Annotated in this window: 20 protein-coding genes and 1 other annotated feature; of the genes, 15 read left to right on the top strand and 5 right to left on the bottom strand. The window is 46.2% G+C overall.

From position 1 onward, the window contains the following. Nucleotides 1-45 precede the first annotated feature (45 nt). Both cydD and cydC read left to right on the top strand, forming a co-directional pair. Nucleotides 46-1,833, top strand: coding sequence for a heme ABC transporter permease/ATP-binding protein CydD (gene cydD, locus DD616_RS12650; RefSeq protein WP_208871750.1), 1,788 nt, complete (start codon nt 46-48; stop codon nt 1,831-1,833). Then, a complete protein-coding gene (gene cydC, locus DD616_RS12655) occupies nt 1,826-3,547 on the top strand; it encodes a heme ABC transporter ATP-binding protein/permease CydC (protein WP_208871751.1) in 1,722 nt (573 codons plus the stop codon). Before cydD ends, cydC begins: the two co-directional genes overlap by 8 nt. Before the next feature lie 230 nt (nt 3,548-3,777). On the opposite strand, the gene DD616_RS12660 is transcribed toward cydC, so the two are convergent. The 4 genes from DD616_RS12660 to rnm form a co-directional block, all read right to left on the bottom strand. Continuing rightward, nucleotides 3,778-5,268 carry a putative bifunctional diguanylate cyclase/phosphodiesterase gene (locus tag DD616_RS12660; RefSeq protein ID WP_094147831.1) on the bottom strand — a complete coding sequence of 497 codons (1,491 nt, stop codon included), beginning with the start codon at nt 5,266-5,268 and terminating at the stop codon, nt 3,778-3,780. A gap of 276 nt (nt 5,269-5,544) precedes the next feature. Further along, complete coding sequence (gene rluB, locus DD616_RS12665; RefSeq protein ID WP_013857138.1) at nt 5,545-6,588, bottom strand: 23S rRNA pseudouridine(2605) synthase RluB; 1,044 nt, start codon at nt 6,586-6,588, stop codon at nt 5,545-5,547. A 121-nt stretch (nt 6,589-6,709) separates the two neighbouring features. After that, nucleotides 6,710-7,330 (bottom strand): L-threonylcarbamoyladenylate synthase, encoded by a 621-nt coding sequence (locus tag DD616_RS12670; RefSeq protein WP_094124084.1) that lies wholly within the window; start codon nt 7,328-7,330, stop codon nt 6,710-6,712. Further along, nucleotides 7,327-8,196 (bottom strand): RNase RNM, encoded by an 870-nt coding sequence (rnm, locus tag DD616_RS12675; protein WP_017042022.1) that lies wholly within the window; start codon nt 8,194-8,196, stop codon nt 7,327-7,329. Before rnm ends, DD616_RS12670 begins: the two co-directional genes overlap by 4 nt. Before the next feature lie 64 nt (nt 8,197-8,260). Here rnm and trpL2 point away from each other — a divergent pair, with 64 nt between their 5' ends. The 13 genes from trpL2 (at nt 8,261) to DD616_RS12740 (ending at nt 19,341) form a co-directional block, all read left to right on the top strand. Then, entirely contained in the window at nt 8,261-8,398 is a 138-nt protein-coding gene (trpL2, locus tag DD616_RS12680) for a tryptophan operon leader peptide (protein ID WP_010318233.1), read from the top strand. After that, nucleotides 8,345-8,447, top strand: a sequence feature (Trp leader region). (Overlaps the previous gene by 54 nt.) A gap of 124 nt (nt 8,448-8,571) precedes the next feature. Then, nucleotides 8,572-10,137, top strand: a complete 1,566-nt coding sequence (locus DD616_RS12685; RefSeq protein ID WP_208871752.1) for an anthranilate synthase component 1 — start codon at nt 8,572-8,574, stop codon at nt 10,135-10,137. 5 nt (nt 10,138-10,142) lie between these two features. Then, nucleotides 10,143-10,733: an aminodeoxychorismate/anthranilate synthase component II gene (locus tag DD616_RS12690; protein WP_013857142.1), complete on the top strand. Its 591-nt coding sequence runs from the start codon at nt 10,143-10,145 to the stop codon at nt 10,731-10,733. Between the two features lie 20 nt (nt 10,734-10,753). Further along, nucleotides 10,754-11,752 (top strand): anthranilate phosphoribosyltransferase, encoded by a 999-nt coding sequence (gene trpD / locus DD616_RS12695; protein WP_013857143.1) that lies wholly within the window; start codon nt 10,754-10,756, stop codon nt 11,750-11,752. A gap of 5 nt (nt 11,753-11,757) precedes the next feature. Continuing rightward, nucleotides 11,758-13,167, top strand: a complete 1,410-nt coding sequence (gene trpCF, locus DD616_RS12700; protein WP_208871753.1) for a bifunctional indole-3-glycerol-phosphate synthase TrpC/phosphoribosylanthranilate isomerase TrpF — start codon at nt 11,758-11,760, stop codon at nt 13,165-13,167. Nucleotides 13,168-13,298: 131 nt separating this feature from the next. Next, nucleotides 13,299-14,489: a tryptophan synthase subunit beta gene (trpB, locus tag DD616_RS12705; protein ID WP_013857145.1), complete on the top strand. Its 1,191-nt coding sequence runs from the start codon at nt 13,299-13,301 to the stop codon at nt 14,487-14,489. After that, nucleotides 14,489-15,295, top strand: coding sequence for a tryptophan synthase subunit alpha (gene trpA, locus DD616_RS12710; protein WP_088732213.1), 807 nt, complete (start codon nt 14,489-14,491; stop codon nt 15,293-15,295). The genes trpB and trpA overlap by 1 nt, the downstream gene beginning before the upstream one ends. A gap of 326 nt (nt 15,296-15,621) precedes the next feature. After that, entirely contained in the window at nt 15,622-16,881 is a 1,260-nt protein-coding gene (locus tag DD616_RS12715) for a dicarboxylate/amino acid:cation symporter (protein WP_038171785.1), read from the top strand. 228 nt (nt 16,882-17,109) lie between these two features. Next, a complete protein-coding gene (locus DD616_RS12720; RefSeq protein ID WP_017044617.1) occupies nt 17,110-17,361 on the top strand; it encodes a hypothetical protein in 252 nt (83 codons plus the stop codon). Between the two features lie 102 nt (nt 17,362-17,463). After that, a complete protein-coding gene (locus tag DD616_RS12725; protein WP_017042013.1) occupies nt 17,464-18,030 on the top strand; it encodes a septation protein A in 567 nt (188 codons plus the stop codon). A gap of 131 nt (nt 18,031-18,161) precedes the next feature. Continuing rightward, on the top strand, nt 18,162-18,563 hold the full coding sequence (gene yciA / locus DD616_RS12730) for an acyl-CoA thioester hydrolase YciA (RefSeq protein WP_013857152.1): 402 nt from the start codon (nt 18,162-18,164) through the stop codon (nt 18,561-18,563). 90 nt (nt 18,564-18,653) lie between these two features. Beyond that, complete coding sequence (locus DD616_RS12735; RefSeq protein WP_208871754.1) at nt 18,654-18,950, top strand: YciI family protein; 297 nt, start codon at nt 18,654-18,656, stop codon at nt 18,948-18,950. A gap of 1 nt (nt 18,951) precedes the next feature. Then, a complete protein-coding gene (locus DD616_RS12740; RefSeq protein ID WP_017047758.1) occupies nt 18,952-19,341 on the top strand; it encodes a GspS/AspS pilotin family protein in 390 nt (129 codons plus the stop codon). A gap of 90 nt (nt 19,342-19,431) precedes the next feature. Here the strand turns inward: DD616_RS12740 and metE are convergent, their stop codons facing one another. Further along, on the bottom strand, nt 19,432-21,726 hold the full coding sequence (gene metE, locus DD616_RS12745) for a 5-methyltetrahydropteroyltriglutamate--homocysteine S-methyltransferase (RefSeq protein ID WP_208871755.1): 2,295 nt from the start codon (nt 21,724-21,726) through the stop codon (nt 19,432-19,434). Nucleotides 21,727-21,731 lie beyond the last annotated feature (5 nt).

Raw genomic sequence — 21,731 nt, forward strand, 5'->3', positions numbered from 1 at the left:
CTACCGCCCTTCCGTTTACATAATAATTCTCATTAAGCCTTCGAAATGGATAAGAAAAAGCAACGTAGCTTGAATAATTGGCTCAAACAGCAAAGTAAACTGGCAAAACGCTGGTTAATGATTGCTGTTGGCCTTGGCGTATTATCAAGTGTGTTTTTGCTGGCTCAGGCCGCACTCCTCGCCTCCATTCTGCATCAACTGATTATTGAACAAGTTGATAAAGCAGAGCTCATTCCCTATTTTCTTGGTTTGGTGGTGACGATTGCCGCACGTGCCGCGTGCGCATGGGGGCGTGAAATTGCGGGTTTTCGCTGCGGAGAGCAGATCCGCATTTATATCCGTCAGTTAATACTGGATAAAGTTCGCGAGTTGGGCCCTGCTTACATTAAAGGTAAGCCTGCCGGTGCATGGGCAACATTACTGCTTGAACAAGTCGAAAACATGCAGGACTTTTTTGCGCGCTATTTACCGCAGATGTCATTATCTGTGTTGATCCCGTTTATGATTTTGATTGTGGTCTTTCCCGTCAACTGGGCGGCGGGTTTGATTTTCTTAATCACCGCACCCTTAGTGCCGCTGTTTATGGCCTTAGTCGGTATGAAAGCAGCCGATGCTAATCGTAAAAATTTCAAAGCTCTGCAGCGGTTATCTGGTCACTTTTATGATCGCCTGCAGTCGATGACCACAATACGCCTATTCAACCGCACACAAGCCGAAGCCGATCAGCTTAAAGGCGCTTCTGAAGTCTTTCGCACTCGCACAATGGATGTATTGAAAATCGCCTTTCTATCATCAGCAGTGTTAGAATTTTTCACCTCGATATCGATCGCCATCACCGCCGTTTACTTTGGTTTTAGCTTTATTGGCGAGTTGAATTTCGGCTACTACGGTACAGCCGTAACTCTATTTTCCGGCCTATTTATCTTGATCCTTGCGCCTGAGTTTTATCAACCATTACGTGATTTGGGCACCTTTTATCACGCCAAACAACAAGCTGTCGGCGCGGCTGAAAGCATTGTCGAGTTTTTGGAAACAGACATCAGCAAAGTGAAATCAGGATCTATCTCGCTCGACGGTGCACAGCAGATTGGCATTGTAGCGCAAGATCTCGAAGTGTTTAGTCCAGAAGGAAAACGCTTGGTCGGTCCAATTTCATTTACGTTAGATAACCATTCAACCACTGCGCTTGTCGGGCCAAGCGGCGCAGGTAAAACCAGCTTAGTAAACGCCATTTTAGGCTTCATGCCTTACCAAGGCAGTTTGAAAATTAATGGTATTGAACTGAGCGATCTTGAGCATACCAGCTGGCGTAAGCAGATCAGTTGGGTTGGGCAAAACCCACTATTGGTGCACGGAACCATCGTTGAGAATATCAGCCTCGGCAAGCATGACATGAGTGACGAAGCGCTTCATTCGGCTTTAGACAATGCCTATGCAGCTGAATTTGTCGACAAACATGGTTTGGATTACGCCATCACCGATCGATCCGGTGGATTATCTGTCGGACAAGCTCAGCGAATTGCACTTGCTCGCGCACTGCTACAAAACGGCAATTTTTGGCTACTTGATGAACCAACCGCCAGCTTAGATGCACGCAGCGAACAGTTAGTGATGCAAGGTTTGAACCGCCAAATTCAACACCACACCGCTTTAATCGTGACGCACCAATTAGCACCATTAAAATCGGTGCAACAGATTTTGGTGATGCAAAATGGGGCGATAGTTCAAACAGGCGATTACAACACACTCAGCCAGCAAAAGGGTCTGTTTTCCGATATGTTACAAGCTAATCAAGCGCTTGATGAAGCCAATAAGGGGAACCTTGATGCGTGATCTCATCCCTTACCTTAAATTGTATAAAAAGCACTGGTTTGGTTTATCTCTCGGTATGCTGCTGGCCTTTTTAACCCTGTTTGCCTCGATTGGTCTACTGACCTTATCCGGCTGGTTTTTATCCGCAGCGGCCATTGCTGGCTTAACCATTGCTCGTGAAACATTCAACTACATGCTACCGGGCGCGTTTGTACGTGGGTTTGCCATGGGACGCACTGCAGGACGTTGGGGTGAGCGTGTTGTCAGCCATAATGCTACATTCAAGCTGCTGACGGATCTGCGTATTTTCTTCTTCCAAAAACTCGCGCCACTGATCCCAGGACGTGTGTCAAACCTCCGAGACGCTGATTTACTCAACCGTCTAGTGGCAGATATCGATGCTATGGATCACGTCTATTTACGCTTAATCAGCCCAGTAACCGTGGGTGTACTGGGCATTAGTGCGTTAACGGCATTCTTATGTTGGTTCGACCCTGCCATTGGCTTAACCCTTGGTGCAATTCTTCTGACGCTACTGCTCGTGTGGCCTGTCCTCTTTTATAAACTGGGTCAGCGTAATGGTGCCGAGCTCACCCAGCACAAGGCGGATTTGCGTATTGCAACGCTTGACTGGTTGCAAGGCTACAGTGAACTGACCCTGTTTGGTGCAGAAAACCGTTACCGTGAAGCGATTCTTAGAGCGCAGCAAAAATTGCTGGTCAATCAATTGGCTAACGCTCATTTTTCTGGCCTTGCACAAGCACTGCTCATGCTCGCTAATGGCTGGACGCTTGTGTTAGTGATCTGGCTTGCCGCCGATGGTGTGGCAGGTAATCAACCCGACCCGATGATTGCACTGGTGGCTTTTGCAACTATGGCAAGTTTTGAACTGCTGATGCCGATTGCTGGTGCATTTCAACATTTAGGACAAACACTCACTTCTGCTCGCCGCCTCAACGATATTATTCTGGCTGAGCCTGAAGTCCAATTTCCTACCGCTTCAACTCAGCACTCAGGTCAATTCGATATTGAATTTTCAGACGTAACCTTTCACTATCCTGACAGCAGCCAAGATGTGCTACGCAGTGTCAACCTCCATATTCCCGCAGGGCATCGCGTTGCGATAGTGGGGCAAACAGGCTCTGGCAAATCGACCTTAATGCAACTGCTGTCACGCTATTGGGATCCACAGCAAGGTAGCGTCTCCATTGCAGGTACCCACTTAACAGCGTGGAATGAGAGTGAACTTCGCCAAACCATCAGTGTGGTTAGCCAACGTGTAGATGTACTCAATGGCACGCTGCGAGACAACCTCGCGATGGCCAATCCAAGCGCAAACGATCAACAGTTGGCTCACGCCTTAACGCAAGTCGGTTTACATACTCTGTTGGACGATCTAGGTTTGGACGCATGGCTGGGTGACGGCGGCCGTCAGCTCTCTGGTGGAGAGAAACGCCGCATCGGTATCGCGCGCGCACTGCTCCACAACGGTTCAATTTTATTACTCGATGAACCCACGGAAGGCTTGGATAAACAAACAGAGCAGCAAATTCTGGCCCTGTTTCAACAGCATTTTGCGCATAAAACGGTCCTCTTTATTACTCACCGCTTGGTCGAGTTAGAAACAATGGATGCTATTTGCCTGATTGAACAAGGTGAAATCGTGGAATACGGTAGCCACCAAGCGTTATTGGCCAAACAAGGCCGCTATTTCCAACTACAGCAAACCTTGTAACCATAGTTTGTCATTTGCTCGTTATGAGACTTATCTTTTTTAGGAACACTATGCTGAATTAGGTAACTGAAGCTTGGTATGAAAAATCTTCGCCCTCTTGCTTTGAGAGTCAGCACATGAGGGTGAAGAAGCTGCCTTACAAAGAAGCGGCAGTCAACCAAACTCGCTAAATACGTACCTCATCAGCTTAATAAGTACTGAGCGTACTACTCATTTTATAGGTGAGATTTTTAATTAATATTCAAAGATAGATGGTTAATAAGATCTTCCACTGGCATTGGGTGTCCTAGGTAGTAGCCCTGCACTTGTTGGCAGCCCATTGCCTGCAAAATTTTCAATTGGTTGGCTGTCTCTACGCCTTCTGCCACAATATTGATGTCAAAACTTTGCGCCATAGCAATAATGGCATTCACTATCGTTCTTGAACGATCATCATGTTCTACTTCAGAGACGAAACTGCGGTCAATTTTGATTTCATCTACAGTAAGATCTTTGAGCATGGCAAGTGACGTATAACCAGTGCCAAAATCATCGATGGAAAAAGTAATCCCGTTAGATTGCAGATTAGAAATAATTTCAACACTCTTTTTCATATCGGTAAGCGTTGCTGTTTCCGTAATTTCAATGCGTATGTATGAGTTCAAATTCTCATGCTGCTGAATAAATCGCGTGAGTTCATACATCTCATCAGCATTATTGAACTCAGTCGCGGAGACATTAACAGCAACGTGTTTAATTTGTGTCCCCAATATTCCTGAACGCCCCAGCTCCTGTGATACTTTTCCAACCACAAATTTGGAGATAGCGCCCGTCAAGCCATTGTCCTCGGCTAATGGGATAAAAACATCAGGCGGGATAGCGCCTTTAACAGGATGGTTCCAACGAATCAGTACTTCGACACCGTTGACTGTTAATGTTTTTAGGTCATATTTAGGTTGATATACAACCGTTAAGCTATCGTCGTCGATCGCTAAGCGCAGGTCGAGGACCATTTGCCGGCGCTGCATCGCTTTTTCTGTTAATGTTTTGTCATGATACTGAATGGCATTCTTTTGTTTCTTTGCAACATTAAGAGCCTCAGTCGCGGAAACCATCAGTTCTCTGGCACTGATACCATCGGCTGGGTAAATGGCAACACCTATGCAGCAAGTTGTTTCAATATTGTGTTGCTTGGCCCGATGGGTATACAGACGTTGGACGCTCCGAACATGAGAATCCATATCTACAGCGTCACTCAACTTTACAAAACTGGCAAACTGATCGGCATGTAAGCGCGATACTAATGAGCCGGGCAAAGCCATTTCGTTAATATCGTGAGCTAAATCCTGCAAAAATGCATCTGCACGCTCAAACCCCAGAGTTTCGTTGATACTTTTAAAATCGTCGACATCAAGGTAACAAAGAATAAATCGCTCATTAGACTTTAATTTTTTGATCGTGATATTGAGAGTACGCACAAACATACTAAGGCTGTGCAGCCCAGTGAGGCTGTCCATATCATTGGCCTTTTCTAGTAAGCGATTCCCTCTAAGCACCAACATGAGCAAAAGTAAGGCGGTAATAATGACAAACATCAACCCCTTATAGGTTTGAGCGAGAGCGCGCAACTGGGCGTTATCTAGCAATAATTCGACTGTCATATCCGAGAATAATATCCAGAGCACGGCAAATGTTGCGTAGATAAGTGCCACTTTAACGGCTGAGATGCCTGCTCTATCCATGTTTAACTGACTCCAAATGTACCCGCTTATGATCGTAACATTGTAGCATCACTAAAATTTAGTCAACCATACCATACATGCCACATGTAGCCTGTTTCTTCACTCTACTCACTTAAATACCAGAAAATATGAACATAGGGATGTCAATCATGCACAAGCGCTCAATACCAACTCTATTGTTTTAATTTTTATTTTATTATCAATGTATTAAACGAAAAAATCCCGAGCTTAGCTCGGGATTTTAATATCAATTAACAGGCAATGAGAAAGTTTCGCTTATCGACGTGGCGCTTTCGCTTTACCAGTTTGAGGCCGACCAGTGCCGCGGCTACCATCTGCACCACTGTTACGGGTACTTGAAGCAGGCTTGCGACGGCCAGTAGTTGTGCCATTGGTTGTCGTACCGTTAGTTTTTTTACCATTCGTCGTTGTACCATTGGTCGTACGACTTTTAGGCTTGCCCGTCGTCGTTACGCGCTCTTCATGGCGCTTAACGGCACGGCGAATTTTTTGGCTACGCGCACGCTCACGAGTACGTGAAGTGTTGTCTTTGCTCAAATCTAGCATCGTCTCTTTTTCAGGACGCAGTTCAACCAATTCACGTAAATAGTTTACATCTTTAAGATCCAGTTCCATCCAACCGCCGCGTGGCAGTTTTTTGTCCAAATAGATCTCGCCGTAACGAACGCGTTTCAAACGGCTCACTGTGGTATCTTGAGATTCCCAAAGACGACGAACTTCACGGTTACGGCCTTCGTTAATCGCGACGTAGAAAGTATGGTTCATACCTTCACCACCAGCGTAAACAATATCTTCAAAGCGTGCCAAGCCATCTTCTAGCTCAACCCCTTTAACGAGGTTACGCACTTTCTGCTCGTTCACTTCGCCAAAAACACGCACTAAATATTCGCGTTCTACTTGGCGGCTTGGGTGCATAAGGCGATTAGCCAATTCACCATCGGTAGTAAAGAGAAGTAAGCCTGAGGTGTTGGCATCTAAGCGGCCAACTGAAATCCAACGCGAACCACGAATTTTAGGTAGACGATCAAATACCGTCCGACGACCTTCTGGATCATGACGGGTACAAAGCTCACCTTCCGGTTTGTAGTAAGCAAGCACTCGACAAATAACCTCTTCTGGCGCTTTAACGGAAACAGCATGTCCATCAATACGCACAACTGCGTTATCATCTTCTAGACGCTCGCCCAACATAGCTACCTTGCCATTAACACTGACACGTCCTGCTCTAATCAAAGCTTCTAACTCACGACGAGAACCATGACCAGCTCGTGCTAAAACTTTTTGTAACTTTTCGCTCATTTATCTACCTATGTGTCGTCTTCACAGACGTCGAATGAAAAAATGCGACCCCAAAATCGCGGCCGCATAGTATCTCAAATTCTACGCCAAAAAGCACTCGTTTTGATGGCCTACTCAAAAGCTATTCAAAAGGTGTTGGATCGCCCGCTCCCACGCGAGCAACCACCATATCATCTTCACTGAAATCAATCACTGTCGTCGGCTGTTCACCTAAATAACCCCCGTTTAAAATGACATCCACGGCGTGCTCAAGGCGATCCCGAATCTCTTCTGGATCCGATTCTGTATGGGTGTTGCCGGGCAAAATAAGTGAAGTGGACATTAGCGGTTCACCTAACGCTTCAAGTAAATCAAGTGCAATACGGTTATTAGGCACGCGGATACCGATCGTCTTACGCTTCGCATTCATCAACCGACGTGGCACTTCTTTGGTCCCTTTAAAAATAAAGGTATAAGGGCCAGGTGTATTATTCTTGAGCAAGCGAAAAGCGGTATTATCCACACGCGCATAAAAAGAGAGCTCTGACAAATCACGGCACAGCAAGGTAAAATTATGCTTATCATCAAGGCGGCGAATTTGGCAAATACGCTCTAATGCTTGTTTATTTTCTAGTTGGCAGCCTAGTGCATAACCAGAATCCGTTGGGTACACAACAACTCCGCCATTGCGGATAATGGCAACCGCTTGAGTAATCAAGCGAGTCTGCGGGTTTTCTGGATGAACGTAAAAAAACTGGCTCATTGTAATTCCTCATTATTGAGTCTATCTACAGGGCTTAAACCCCAATCTTTCCAGACAGGATCGACGCCAGAAGGCAACCAAAGATTTCGCCCCAGTTCCATCCAAGGTGAGGGGTAATGAAAGTCACTGCCTTGAGAAGCTAATAGATTGTATTGTATGGCATAATCGGCCAAATTACGTCTTTCTTGTGGCGCTTGTTGTGGCTGTGCCACTTCCATAGCGTCACCACCCGCTTCTACAAACGCCGTTATTAAGCGCTTGAGCCACTTGGTCGTCAAGTCATATCGTCCAGGATGCGCTAATACCGCTTGGCCACCAGCGGCGTGTATTGCTTCAACGGCATCGGTCATCGAGCACCAACTTGGTGGTACATACCCGGGATTATCGCGGGTGAGAAACTTTTTGAACACCTGCTGCATGTTCTTCGCAAAACCCTGTTCAACCAGCCATTTTGCGAAATGCGCACGAGTAATCGGTGCCTCTCCGGCGATGGCTTGCACCTCTTCTAACACCCCTTCACGTGTCACTTTTTGCAATCGTTGCGCAATCAATTGTGCGCGCTGCACACGATGTGCCTTTTGCTGCTCAATTAACTGCTGCAAAGCTTGAGCGTTTGAGTCGATGTTGAGCCCAACAATATGAATATCTTTATTTTGCCAAACCGTGGAAATCTCGATGCCATCGATCAAGGTGATGGGTAATTGTTGCTGATTAATATAGTCATGAGCAATAGTTAATGCATCAGTCGTATCGTGATCAGTGATCGCCAATACCTCAATATCAAAGCTTAGCGCCCTATCGATTAACGCTTGCGGCGATAACCTGCCATCTGAAGAAGTGGTGTGGCTATGTAGATCAATTCTCATAATTTTATTTTGGCCATCTTTTAGGCTTGACTTTTCACTCTCGCACTAGTTAACTAGTACACAAATGCAAGGCACGTATTTGAGGTTGACCATGTTACAAGAATTTAACCAAAACCATAATCACAATTTAAGCGCAGCTTCATCTGAGCTCAATTGGTGGCACACTTGGACAAGTTCTTGGTGGGCAACCGTGTACTTTTAAAATAGAACACGAATTCACAAAGCCCGCCTCAATGAGCGGGCTTTTTATTTTGTCGAATGGCTCACATTACATTGCGCAATAAAACAGCAAAACCCCCAAAGTGAAGATTGGGTCTCTAAGAGGATTATGCGAGTATGGACGACAGGAACATTAAAATTCATCAAGGAGGTCTTGTGAATAAGACCATTGAAATTAAAAGCTTAGGCCAAATTGACGTAATCAATATGTCCGTGCCTTATACCCAAGATCCAACACGTCTATTTCATACGCTATGTGAGTCAAAAACAGATTGTTTGCTATTAGAATCCGCCGAGATCGACTCAAAACAGGATCTCAAAAGTCTATTATTGGTTGATGCTGCCGTGCGCATCACTTGCTTTGGTCACGTTGTCACTTTTCACGCATTGACAGACAATGGTCAACAGCTCATCGAACATCTACAGCGTAATATTAAAACGGATATTGAACATCAGTTACAACAAAATACCTTAACACTTCAATTTCAAGCACCATGCGACACGCTAGACGAAGATTCTCGCCTACGCGAAGCCTCTTCTTTTGATGCACTACGTCTCGTGCAGCACAGTTTCGATCTTCGTCATCACGATAAACATGCCCTCTTTCTAGGCGGTTTATTTGCCTACGATTTGGTGGCCAACTTCGAACCGCTAGGAAATGCCGATACGACTAATCAGTGTCCAGACTACGTTTTTTATATCGCAGAAACCTTGTTGGTGATTGACCATAAAACTGAGCATTGTCAGTTGCAAGCCAGTGTTTTTAACCCCACGCCAACAATGCGCGAAACATTAATTACTCGTTTACAAGAGATCGCGCAGCAATGTGCCGCACCCAAATTACTACCGCAAGCCAAAACCGTAGCTAACGTAAGCGTGACAACGAATATTTCTGACCAAGAGTTTTGCAAGACCGTTCAAGCGTTAAAAGAATTTGTCGTGAAAGGCGATGTTTTTCAGGTGGTGCCTTCTCGCCGATTTACTCTGCCTTGCCCTTCACCACTTGCTGCTTATAAAAAACTAAAAGAGAGCAATCCAAGCCCTTACATGTTTTATATGCAAGACGAACGCTTTACTCTGTTTGGCGCTTCTCCTGAAAGCGCATTGAAATACGCCACCGAAACCAACCAGATTGAGATTTACCCTATCGCAGGGACTCGCCGCCGTGGTAAACGCGCCGATGGTTCAATTGATTCTGATTTAGATAGCCGCATTGAACTTGAGCTACGTTGCGACAAAAAAGAGAACGCTGAACACATGATGTTGGTCGACCTTGCGCGCAACGATGTCGCACGTATTGCACAAGCAGGAACGCGCCACGTCGCTGATTTATTGAAAGTGGATCGCTACAGTCACGTTATGCATTTGGTTTCTCGCGTGGTGGGTCAACTCCGAAGCGATCTCGATGCACTGCACGCTTACCAAGCCTGCATGAATATGGGCACACTCACTGGTGCGCCGAAAATTCGCGCCATGCAGCTTATCCGTAACGTGGAAAAAGCCCGCCGTGGCAGTTACGGTGGCGCGGTAGGCTATCTTACCGGGGAAGGCGATTTAGATACTTGCATTGTGATCCGCTCGGCTTATGTCGAACAGGGTATTGCGCAAGTTCAAGCGGGCGCTGGGGTCGTTTATGATTCAGACCCTCAATCGGAAGCCGACGAGACACGTGGTAAAGCACAAGCCGTGATCTCTGCAATTCAAGCCGCGCATCAGGAGTAGCAGACATGGCCAACATTATTTTTATCGATAACTTTGATTCCTTTACCTACAACCTTGTTGATCAATTCCGCTCACTCGGCCATACGGTGACAGTTTATCGCAACAACATCGCCGCACAGAGCATTGAACAAGCGGTCTTTCAATTGGATGAACCGCTGCTGCTACTCTCCCCCGGACCGGGCGCGCCCGCAGACGCGGGATGCATGCCACAATTAATCCAACGCCTTAAGGGCAAAGTGCCGATCATTGGCATCTGTTTAGGTCACCAAGCGATTGTTGAAGCTTACGGCGGCACCGTCGCGGGTGCTGGCGAAATTATCCATGGCAAAATCTCGATGATGGAACACCAACATCATCGTATTTACCAACAGCTACCGTCACCACTAGCCATTGCTCGTTATCATTCCCTAGTGGCTACTGAGGTTCCAGATAGTTTAACCATCACGGCTGAGGTTGATGGGCTCGTGATGTCCGTGGTGCAAGAGCAAGATAAAGTGTGCGGCTTTCAATTTCATCCAGAGTCCATCATGACTACTCATGGCGCAGCATTGCTTGCCAATGCGATCGATTGGGCTTTAGAAAAAAGCACCCACTAACGGATTTATAGGGATATTTTATGGAAAACATCATTAATAAACTTTACGCACAGCAGTCGCTCTCACAAGCAGAAAGCCAGCAACTGTTTGATGTCATCATCCGTGGTGAACTCGACTCTATTTTGATGGCAGCGGTATTGACGGCACTGAAAATCAAAGGTGAAACACCCGATGAAATTGCTGGCGCAGCCAAAGCATTATTGGCTAACGCGGCCCCGTTTCCAAGGCCAGACTATGATTTTGCAGACATAGTCGGCACTGGTGGTGATGGCTCAAATACTTTTAATATTTCAACCACCGCAGCATTTGTTGCTGCTGCCTGTGGCGTAAAAATTGCCAAACATGGTAATCGTGGAGTATCGAGCAAATCAGGCTCTTCTGATCTACTGGATTCATTTGGTATTAACCTTGCGATGAGCGCTGAAAATACTCGCCAAGCCATCGATGATTTGGGCGTCGCTTTCCTATTTGCGCCGCAATATCATGGTGGCGTGCGTCATGCGATGCCCGTGCGCCAAACCATGAAAACGCGCACTATCTTCAATATATTAGGACCGCTAATTAACCCTGCTCGCCCCAACATTGAACTGATGGGTGTTTACAGTAAAGAACTGGTTCTGCCTATTGCCCAAACCATGTTACAAATGGGATTGAAACGTGCAGCGGTCGTTCATGGCAGTGGTTTAGATGAAGTGGCGATTCATGGTGAAACCTTAGTGGCTGAAATTCGTGATGGACACATCATCGAATACACCTTAACACCTAAAGATTTTGGTGTTGAAAGCTACCCACTCGAAGCCATTCAAGGTGGTGAGCCTGCGGAGAATCGCGCCATTATCACCAACCTGCTGACTGGGAAAGGCACGCCAGCGCAACTGGCTGCCGTCGCTGTCAATGTGGCGCTGCTGCTGCGTCTTTTTGGCCAAGAAGATCTCAAAGCCAATACACAACAGGCCATTAGTGTAATGAACTCGGGCAAAGCCTATCAGCTTGTCCAACAACTGGCACAAAGAGGTTAAGCCCCATGCCTGAGCAACTTTCTGACCACATTTCAACCCAGCATACTCAAATGGCTGAAGTGTTGGCCAAAATCGTCAATGACAAATATGAATGGGTCGAGCAGCGTAAAACGCAGCAACCATTGGGCAGCTTCGAACACTTATTAACCGCATCGGATCGCTCGTTTTATGATGCGTTAAATACGGGTAAAACCGCTTTTATTTTGGAGTGTAAAAAAGCGTCACCTTCCAAAGGGCTCATTCGCCAAGATTTTGATTTGGATTATATCGCCTCGGTTTACCATCAATATGCAGACGCCATTTCAGTTTTGACTGATGAAAAATATTTCCAAGGCAACCTCGAATTTCTGCCACGCGTTCGCGCGCAAGTAAGCCAACCTGTGATTTGCAAAGACTTTATGGTTGATGTTTATCAGGTTTATTTGGCTCGTCACTACAATGCAGATGCCATTTTATTGATGCTGTCCGTCCTTGATGATCAACGCTATCAAACGCTAGCCAATGTGGCTCACCAACTGGGTATGGGTATTTTAACCGAAGTGAGCAATGAGGAAGAGCTGCATCGGGCAGTCGCCCTGCAAGCGAAAGTTATTGGCATTAATAACCGCAACTTGCGCGATCTCTCAACCGATCTAAATCGCACTAAACAGCTGGCACCTTTACTCCCAGAAGGAACCATGATCATCTCGGAGTCTGGTATTTATACTCACCAACAAGTGCGTGAACTTTCGCAATACGCCAACGGATTTTTAATCGGCAGCTCGTTGATGGCCGAAGAAAATTTAGAGCTAGCGGTACGCAAAGTGACGCTCGGCGAAAACAAAGTGTGCGGCTTAACTCATGCTGACGATGCGGCCAAAGCCTATCAAGCTGGAGCCGTGTTTGGTGGCTTAATTTTTGTGCCGCAATCCAAACGCTATGTCGACTTGGACAATGCACGTTTGACGATGATCGGCGCGCCGCTGCGCTACGTGGGCGTGTTTCAAAATCACACTATTGAAGCCATTACGCAGATTGCTACGACGTTAAAACTCTTTGCGGTGCAACTGCATGGCGAAGAAGATCAAGCCTATGTTGACCAATTGAGAGCTCACTTACCTAGCCAGATTGAAATCTGGAAAGCTTATGGCGTGAGCGACTGCCTACCGACCAAGCTTGAGCGCCACATTGACCGTCACTTATTCGATGCCAAAGTAGGAACGAAATCTGGCGGCACTGGCCAACGTTTTGACTGGCAATTACTAACCGAGGTAAACGATGTCATGTTGGCGGGTGGCTTATCCCCTGAAAATGCTCAGCAAGCAGCAAACATCGGTTGTTTAGGGCTCGATCTCAATTCAGGTGTTGAGAGCGAACCGGGGAAAAAAGACTTACACAAGCTAACCCTAGCGTTCGACGCTATTCGGCAGTACTAACACTAAATCGATTCCCATTGGCTTGAAAAGCGAGTGACTCACCCAGCCGCAAGGTCAAGTAGCAAGGGATAACAACAGATTCATTACCGCTGAATCACTCAGCAGTAACACAGAGACTAAGGATACGAATCATGGCAAAACTCGATGCCTATTTTGGCGAATACGGTGGTCAATACGTTCCACAAATTTTAGTACCAGCGCTTGACCAATTGGAACAAGCTTTTATTGATGCGCAGGAAGATCCTGAATTTCGTGCTGAATTCATGACGTTACTACAAGAGTATGCAGGTCGGCCAACGGCGCTAACTTTGACGCGAAATCTCACGAAAGGCACAAAAACCAAATTGTACTTAAAACGTGAAGACTTATTGCACGGTGGCGCACACAAAACTAACCAAGTACTTGGTCAGGCACTGCTTGCTAAGCGTATGGGTAAACATGAAATTATTGCCGAAACAGGCGCAGGGCAACATGGTGTTGCAACGGCGTTGGCCTGCGCACTACTGGGGCTAAAATGTCGCGTTTATATGGGTGCAAAAGATGTTGAACGCCAAAGCCCCAACGTGTTTCGTATGAAGCTAATGGGCGCAGAAGTGATCCCCGTTCATTCAGGATCAGCAACACTTAAAGATGCGTGCAATGAAGCGCTACGTGACTGGTCTGCCACCTATGAAACCACCCACTATTTATTAGGTACTGCAGCGGGGCCTCACCCATTTCCAACTATAGTCCGTGAGTTTCAACGCATGATTGGCGAAGAAACGAAACTGCAAATTTTGGCTCGCGAAGGTCGTTTACCAGATGCGGTGCTTGCTTGTGTCGGCGGCGGTTCGAACGCGATTGGCATGTTTGCTGACTTTATTGAAGAAAAGAATGTCCGTTTGATTGGCATTGAGCCAGCAGGAAAAGGCATTCATACCCACCAGCATGGCGCGCCATTGAAGCACGGCAAGACAGGTATTTTCTTCGGCATGAAATCACCTTTGATGCAAGATGAAAACGGGCAAGTGGAAGAGTCTTACTCGGTGTCCGCTGGGCTTGATTTCCCTTCTGTTGGCCCTCAGCACGCTCATCTTTATGCGACAGGCCGCGCTGAGTACGAAAGCATTACCGATGATGAAGCACTCGATGCTTTCCAATCGATCGCACGTAACGAAGGCATTATTCCCGCGCTGGAATCATCACATGCGGTTGCTTACGCCGTGAAGATGGCGTATGCCGAGCCAGAAAAAGAGCAGTTATTGGTCGTAAATCTATCCGGTCGCGGCGATAAAGATATTTTCACCGTCCATAAACTATTAGAAGAGAAAGGAGCGCTGTAATGGATCGCTATCAAACCCTATTTCAGCGTTTAGCTGACAACAATCAAGGTGCGTTTGTTCCATTTGTGACCATCGGGGACCCAGATCCAGAGCAATCACTGCGCATCATGCAAACGCTAGTGGAAGCAGGAGCAGACGCATTAGAACTCGGTATCCCTTTCTCTGATCCGCTCGCTGATGGCCCAACCATCCAAGGGGCGAATATTCGTGCACTGGATGCAGGGACGACTCCAGATATCTGCTTTGAGTTGATCACCAAAATTCGCGCGCAATATCCTGACCTGCCTATCGGGCTGTTGATGTATGCCAACCTCGTTTATTCACGCGGCATCGAAAACTTCTACCAACGCTGTAAAAATGCGGGTGTGGATTCAGTATTGATCGCCGATGTTCCGACTAATGAAAGCCGTGAATTTGTCGCGGCGGCAGACAAATACGGGATTCAACCCATTTTCATCGCACCACCCACCGCCAGTGATGAGACCCTGGCCGCGGTCGCCAAACTTGGCCGTGGCTATACTTATCTACTGTCTCGATCTGGTGTGACAGGAGCAGAAACAAAAGCCAATATGCCAGTGCATGCCTTGTTGGAAAGACTGAACCAATTTGCTGCCCCACCCGCATTGCTTGGGTTTGGGATATCAGAACCTGAGCAAGTCAAACAGGCCATCACCGCCGGTGCCGCTGGCGCAATATCGGGATCCGCAGTGGTGAAAATTATTGAACAACGACTTAATCAGCCAGATGAAATGTTAACGACTCTCAGCCATTTCGTTTCCAGCATGAAAGCAGCGACGTTGAAATAAATTGGTTTACAGTAAAAACCAACCCGATCGATTTCTGAGTCAAACCAAGAAATCGATCTTTTTTTTAACATTTACGCCTCGCCAAATTCATTCACAAAACACAAACCAACCACTCATTGAATTGACAAAACAAATAGCAAACGTTTTCTTTTTGAAAAAACCACGTTTCATGTCAATGAACTATCAATAATCTTGTCAATTTACCTTGTTACCATATTGCTAAATGTAAAATATCCGTGTAAAAAGCTAGTCGAAATATTTATCCACCGATTGATATTTATGTAGTGGGTAACACTAGGAATTTACAATTAATTAGCACAGAGGTTATGGAAGTGTTAAACAAAAAGAGTTTATTAAGCAACATTGGCGTGCAAGTCGTCATTGCAATGATCATTGGTACTGCCGTTGGTGCCATGATGGGACACGATGCGGCCGTCTTTTCGCCACTGGGTGTTATTTTTATCAACCTAATTAAGATGCTGGTGATCCCACTGGTGGCCGTTGCGCTTATTTCCGGTGCTGCGGGCCTTGGTAATAGCCACGCGGCGGGTAAAGTCGGTTTTGTCACACTCAGCTTTTTTGCAGTCACTTCCGCACTCGCCGTGACGCTGGCACTGGTAATGGGCGAAGTCTTCCAACCGGGTATCGGCGTCGATATTTCGGGCGTTGAAGGTATGTTTTCTGCCGAATACGCAGCAAAAGGTGAACTACCTACTTTTTGGGCAACCATTACGGGTATGATCCCAACCAACGTTTTCCAGTCACTGAATAATGCCAACATTCTACAAATCCTTGTTTTTTGCTTGTTCTTTGGCATTGCCATTTCTAAACAGAGCAAAGAAAAACGTGACCCGATCATCAATGGCGTAAACACCATTGTTGATGCCATGGTGTGGATGATCAACAAAGTGATGATCATCGCGCCTATCGGTGTATTCGGTTTGATGGCTGAAGCCGTCGGCACGTTTGGTTTTGGTGCATTGATGGTGGTATTTAAGCTGTTTGTCGTTTATGTCGCGGCCATTTTAATTTTCGGCTTTATTGCTTACCCGCTGATGATTCAGGTCTTAACCAAGACGTCGGCTAAGAAATTTATCCTTGCGATGAAAAAGCCTCAAGCCGTAGCCCTTTCAACCGCGTCATCAATGGCGACACTCCCTGTCACTATGGATACCGTAGAACACGACCTTGGCGTACGCAACTCAACTGCCGCCTTTGTTCTGCCGTTAGGTGCCACCATCAACATGTCTGGCAACGCCATCTATTACGGTTTAGTTGCGATTTTCTTCGCCCAGCTATTCAATATTGATCTCTCGATGGGCGCTTACATTGCCATCATCGTAACAGCGACACTGGGCGCCGTCGGTCAGGCTGGTGTTCCTGGTCCTTCTTTCCTTGTAGTAGCCGTTTTGCTAGCGGCTGGAATTCCAATTGAAGGTTTACCACTACTGTTCGCCCTAGACCGTATCTTCGACATGATCCGTACCGCGCTCAACATCACAGGGGATGCCGCGTGTGCCGTTATTGTTGATGCTTTGATTGAAGAAGAAGCCACTGAGGCCTCATTGAAGCAGCAAAAAGCCTAACTCATCACAGAGCATCATTGATCCAATACAAGCCGCATTCTATGCGGCTTTCTTTTTGCGTCGCAATTTGCAAAAAAAACAGTTCTCATACTAAAGTTAATCATTAAAGCGCCCTATGACTGACGATAAAGTTGGCATTGCGATTGCTATAATAAACGACACCTCTTTCGTGCCACATAGCAGCGGCAAACTTTTGGCGTTAGCACGAATCGACTTGGAGTATGAGTAATGGATATTCATCGTGATACTTATTATGGTTTGATTCACCACGGGATCCGAGAATTGGTTATCGATCGGATTGGCCATTTCAGTGAATTTGAATACCACCAATATCTAGGCTTAATTACTGGCAAAGATTCCTGTTTTTCAATGACAGATGAAGAATTGCAGATAGCTGTCGCCAATTTAAAAAGTGAAGGCTATTTAGAAGATATGAAACGAGCAATACCACAACTTGAAACCAGCGGCTGGGAACGCTGATCCATTTCTAGTTAATTTGTTTCGAATTGTCTCTTTCTATTTAGCTCTGACACGGTTTTGGTTAGACTGTGCGCAACGTTTAAATCGGAAGCATAAATACGAATGAAGCAACTTATTGATTTTATACCACTTATCATCTTTTTTGCCCTTTTCAAGATGTACGACATCTATGTCGCCACAGGGGCACTTATCGTGGCCAGTGCGGTACAGATTGCCCTGACCTACGCACTGTATAAGAAAGTTGAAAAAATGCAGATCATCACGTTTTTGATGGTGACTATCTTCGGTGGTATGACGATTTTCTTTCATGATGACAATTTCATTAAATGGAAAGTCACCATTGTTTACGTTGTGTTTGCCTTGGGCTTGACCATCAGCCACATCATGGGCAAATCAGCCATTAAAGGAATGCTTGGCAAAGAGCTAACCTTACCTGAACACGTATGGGCAAAAATCAACTGGGCGTGGGTTTTCTTTTTCAGCGTTTGCGCTGTACTAAACATCTACATTGCATATCAACTGCCATTGGATGTTTGGGTCAACTTCAAAGTATTTGGCTTATTAGCCGCAACTTTTGTTTATACCTTATTAACGGGTGTTTTTATCTACAAACACCTGCCAAAAGAGAAGCAAGTTTCCGAGAGCAAACCCTCCTCGCACGAGCACTGATTACACTAACCTTCTCGCTAGGATTCATTCAGAGGACTCTTTGAGTGCAAAACAGGCTGTCTTTGGTATAATCCGTCCCTATTTTTCAGCGACCACTTTGGTCGCTGTTTTGTTGTTGTGGATGTCGAAAAATGAATCAGGAAAATAGTGCCCCAAGAGGCCAATTATTGCTACGCACCTTAGCCATGCCAGCAGATACTAACGCCAACGGTGACATTTTCGGCGGTTGGATCATGTCTCAACTCGACTTGGCTGGCGCAATTTTAGCCAAAGAGATCTCATTTGGCCGCGTTGTCACTGTGTCTGTTTCTAGCATTACGTTTAAAAAACCCGTCAAGGTAGGTGATGTGGTGTGTTGTTATGGTGAATGCACCAAAATTGGCCGCACTTCAATGTCCGTCAATCTTGAAGTATGGGTAAAACCCATCAAATACGACAGCGTGGGAGATCGTTTCCAAGTATGTGAAGCAACCTTCAATTATGTCGCCATTGATACCGATGGCCGCCCTCGACCGATTAAGCCTAGCAACTGATCACAGAAATTCAGTTTGGTTGCTTTCAATACGCGCCAGTTTCAGTACAGTAAGGCCTCGACTTCATTATCAAACAATAAGGATATCAATATGTGGTACGTTATTTTCTCTCAAGACGTAGAAAACTCGTTGGAAAAACGCATGAGTGTCCGGCCAAAACATTTAGAGCGCTTACAAACCTTGCAAGATGAAGGTCGTCTATTAACCGCAGGGCCAATGCCAGCAATTGATTCGGAGAATCCAGCAGAAGCTGGGTTTACGGGGTCAACAGTCATCGCTGAGTTTGATTCTTTAAGACAAGCTCAAGCATGGGCGGATGCCGATCCTTATGTTGCTGCCGGTGTGTATCAACATGTTATCGTTAAACCCTTCAAGAAAGTGTTTTAAGATGAAAGTCATTCTCTGTGCTCTGTTTACAACGCTGGTACTGGTGGGTTGTAGCTCGAATGGTGATCAGCAAAAATATTTGGAAGCCGTAGCCAGTAATCGCGCGAATGTGATTAGCGCTGAGTTACCCTTAGAATTTGGGCCTTTGTCCGTGATGCGTGCCAGTGCTAAAGGCAGTACGGTGGAAATTATGATGATTTACAATGAGGGTCAAAAAGGAGCAAAACCGATTGATCAAGTGTTGAAAACCAGCATCAATACCTACTGCTCGGATTCAACCACACGTGCTAACCTCGACCTCGGCTTGACTTATCGAATTAAAATGCGCAATACGCGGGGCCAACTTGTTGTGGACCAATTCATTAGTAAAGCAACTTGTTCGGCACAATAGTCCTCCCCTTATTAGTGATGACCACTCATCAACCACTTTATTCGGAAAAACAGAGGCTTCATTTGAGGCCTCTGTCAAGATTAATGTGGCTTAACTTTGCTGGGGTTTAAGCTCTTTGCGCAGCGCTTTAGCGGCTGACACTAAGTTGGTCAGTGCTGCCTCCACTTCATTCCAATTGCGCGTTTTTAAACCGCAATCAGGGTTAACCCATAATCTCTCTGCTGGAATTTTTTCCGCCGCTTTACGCAACAAACCTTCAATCCACTCTTGAGAGGGAATGTTTGGCGAGTGAATATCGTACACACCTGGGCCAATTTCATTCGGGTAGTTAAACTCTTCAAACGCTTTGAGCAATTCCATATTCGAGCGAGAAGTTTCAATCGTAATCACATCGGCATCCAGTGCAGCTACTGAGTCAATGATTTCATTAAATTCGCTGTAACACATGTGAGTGTGGATCTGCGTTTCGGGTTTCGCACTCGCCGCCGCAATTTTAAATGCTTCAACCGCCCACGCCAGATATGCTTGATGGTCACGCTTCTTCAATGGCAACCCTTCACGAATCGCAGGTTCATCAATTTGGATGATGTTAATGCCCGCTTGCTGCAGGTCTGCCACTTCATCACGCAAAGCAAAAGCCAACTGCTGAGTGATAGTTTGACGAGAAACATCTTCACGAGGAAACGTCCAGCATAAAATCGTTACAGGCCCAGTCAACATTCCTTTCATTTGCTTCGCAGTCAATGATTGAGCATAAGTAGACCACTCCACCGTAATCGGTTTTTCACGTTCAATATCGGCCACCACGATAGCCGGTTTTACGCAGCGTGAGCCGTAACTTTGCACCCAGCCAAATTGTGTAGTCTGGAAACCGGCTAAGTTTTCGGCAAAGTACTCCACCATGTCGTTACGCTCAGCTTCACCGTGCACTAACACATCGAGATCAAGTGCCTCTTGACGTTTTACTGCATCGGCAATGTGCCCTTTCAATGCATTGATATAATCAGCGTGTGCCAGTTTACCTTGACGGTAAGCACTGCGCTGATGGCGGATCTCACTCGTTTGAGGGAATGAGCCTATGGTTGTCGTTGGCAAAAATGGCAACCCTAACACTTCAGCTTGGTGATGAGCGCGCTCTGAATAAGGTGCACTGCGCTCAGAGAGTGCCGCCGTTATGCTGTTGACTCTCGCCTGTACATGCGGTTTATTAACGTGAGTTGCCGTTTTACGTGCAAGTATCGGTTGGCTATAAGTTTCACAGGCCAGAATCGCCGCGTCATCACCGTCCAGTGCCTTACCAAGTAAAGCAACTTCTGTCACTTTTTGCTTGGCAAATGCAAACCAGCTTTGTACTTCATCACTGAGCTGCTGCTCAAGATCTAAATCGACCGGGCTATGTAAGAGTGAACACGAGCTCGCAATCCACAGACGATCCCCCAGTTGCTGCTTCACTGGCTGTAAACGAGCCAATAACGTCGCAAGATCGGCGCGCCACACATTGCGACCATTGACCACACCTGCCGAAAGTACCCAATTTTTTGGCAATTTCTCTAGTACCGCGTTCAATTGATCGGCAGAAGCAGAGAGATCGATGTGCAATCCATTTACTGGTAGCTCAATGATTTTATCGAGCGTATCAAGCACCGAATCAAAATAAGTAGTCAGTAACAGTTTTACATCACCAGCGATCACTTGATAAGCCAACTTAAATGCATCTTGCCACTTTGTTTCTAGCTCTAACGCTAAAATAGGTTCATCGATTTGTACCCATTCCACTCCTTGTTTAGCAAGCTTAGCTAAAATTGCTTGATAAGCGGTCAATAAACGAGGCAGTAAGGTCAGGCGATCAAATCCCTCTTCGACCTCTTTACCCAAGTAGAGGTAGCTCAGCGGGCCAAGCAGTACAGGCTTAACTTGGTGGCCTGCTTTCGACGCTTCATTGACTTCCTCAAACAGTTGAGGCCAGCTGACTTCGAACGTATCGTCTTGACTGAACTCAGGCACAAGGTAGTGATAATTGGTATTAAACCATTTAGTCATATCAGAAGCTGCACTTCCGCTACAGCCGCAACCCGCTTGTGATTGACCACGTCCAACGCGAAAGAGTGTATCTAAATCAGGAAAGCCGTTTTTATGGCGTTTAGGAACGTGTCCAAGGAGCAATGTGGTTGTGAGTACGTGATCGTACCAAGCGAAATCGCCTACGGTTGAAAAACTCAGACCCGCTTGTTGCTGCTCAGCCCAGTTTTTCTGACGAATGTCATGCCCTACTTGCAGTAACTGCGCTTGATCGCTTTCGCCACGCCAATATTTTTCTAACGCAAATTTCAGTTCGCGTTTTTCACCAATGCGTGGATAACCTAAGATGTGAGTCGTCGTTGTCATGTCCC

This window comes from Vibrio anguillarum, from assembly GCF_003390515.1.
Taxonomy (GTDB): Bacteria; Pseudomonadota; Gammaproteobacteria; order Enterobacterales; family Vibrionaceae; genus Vibrio; species Vibrio anguillarum.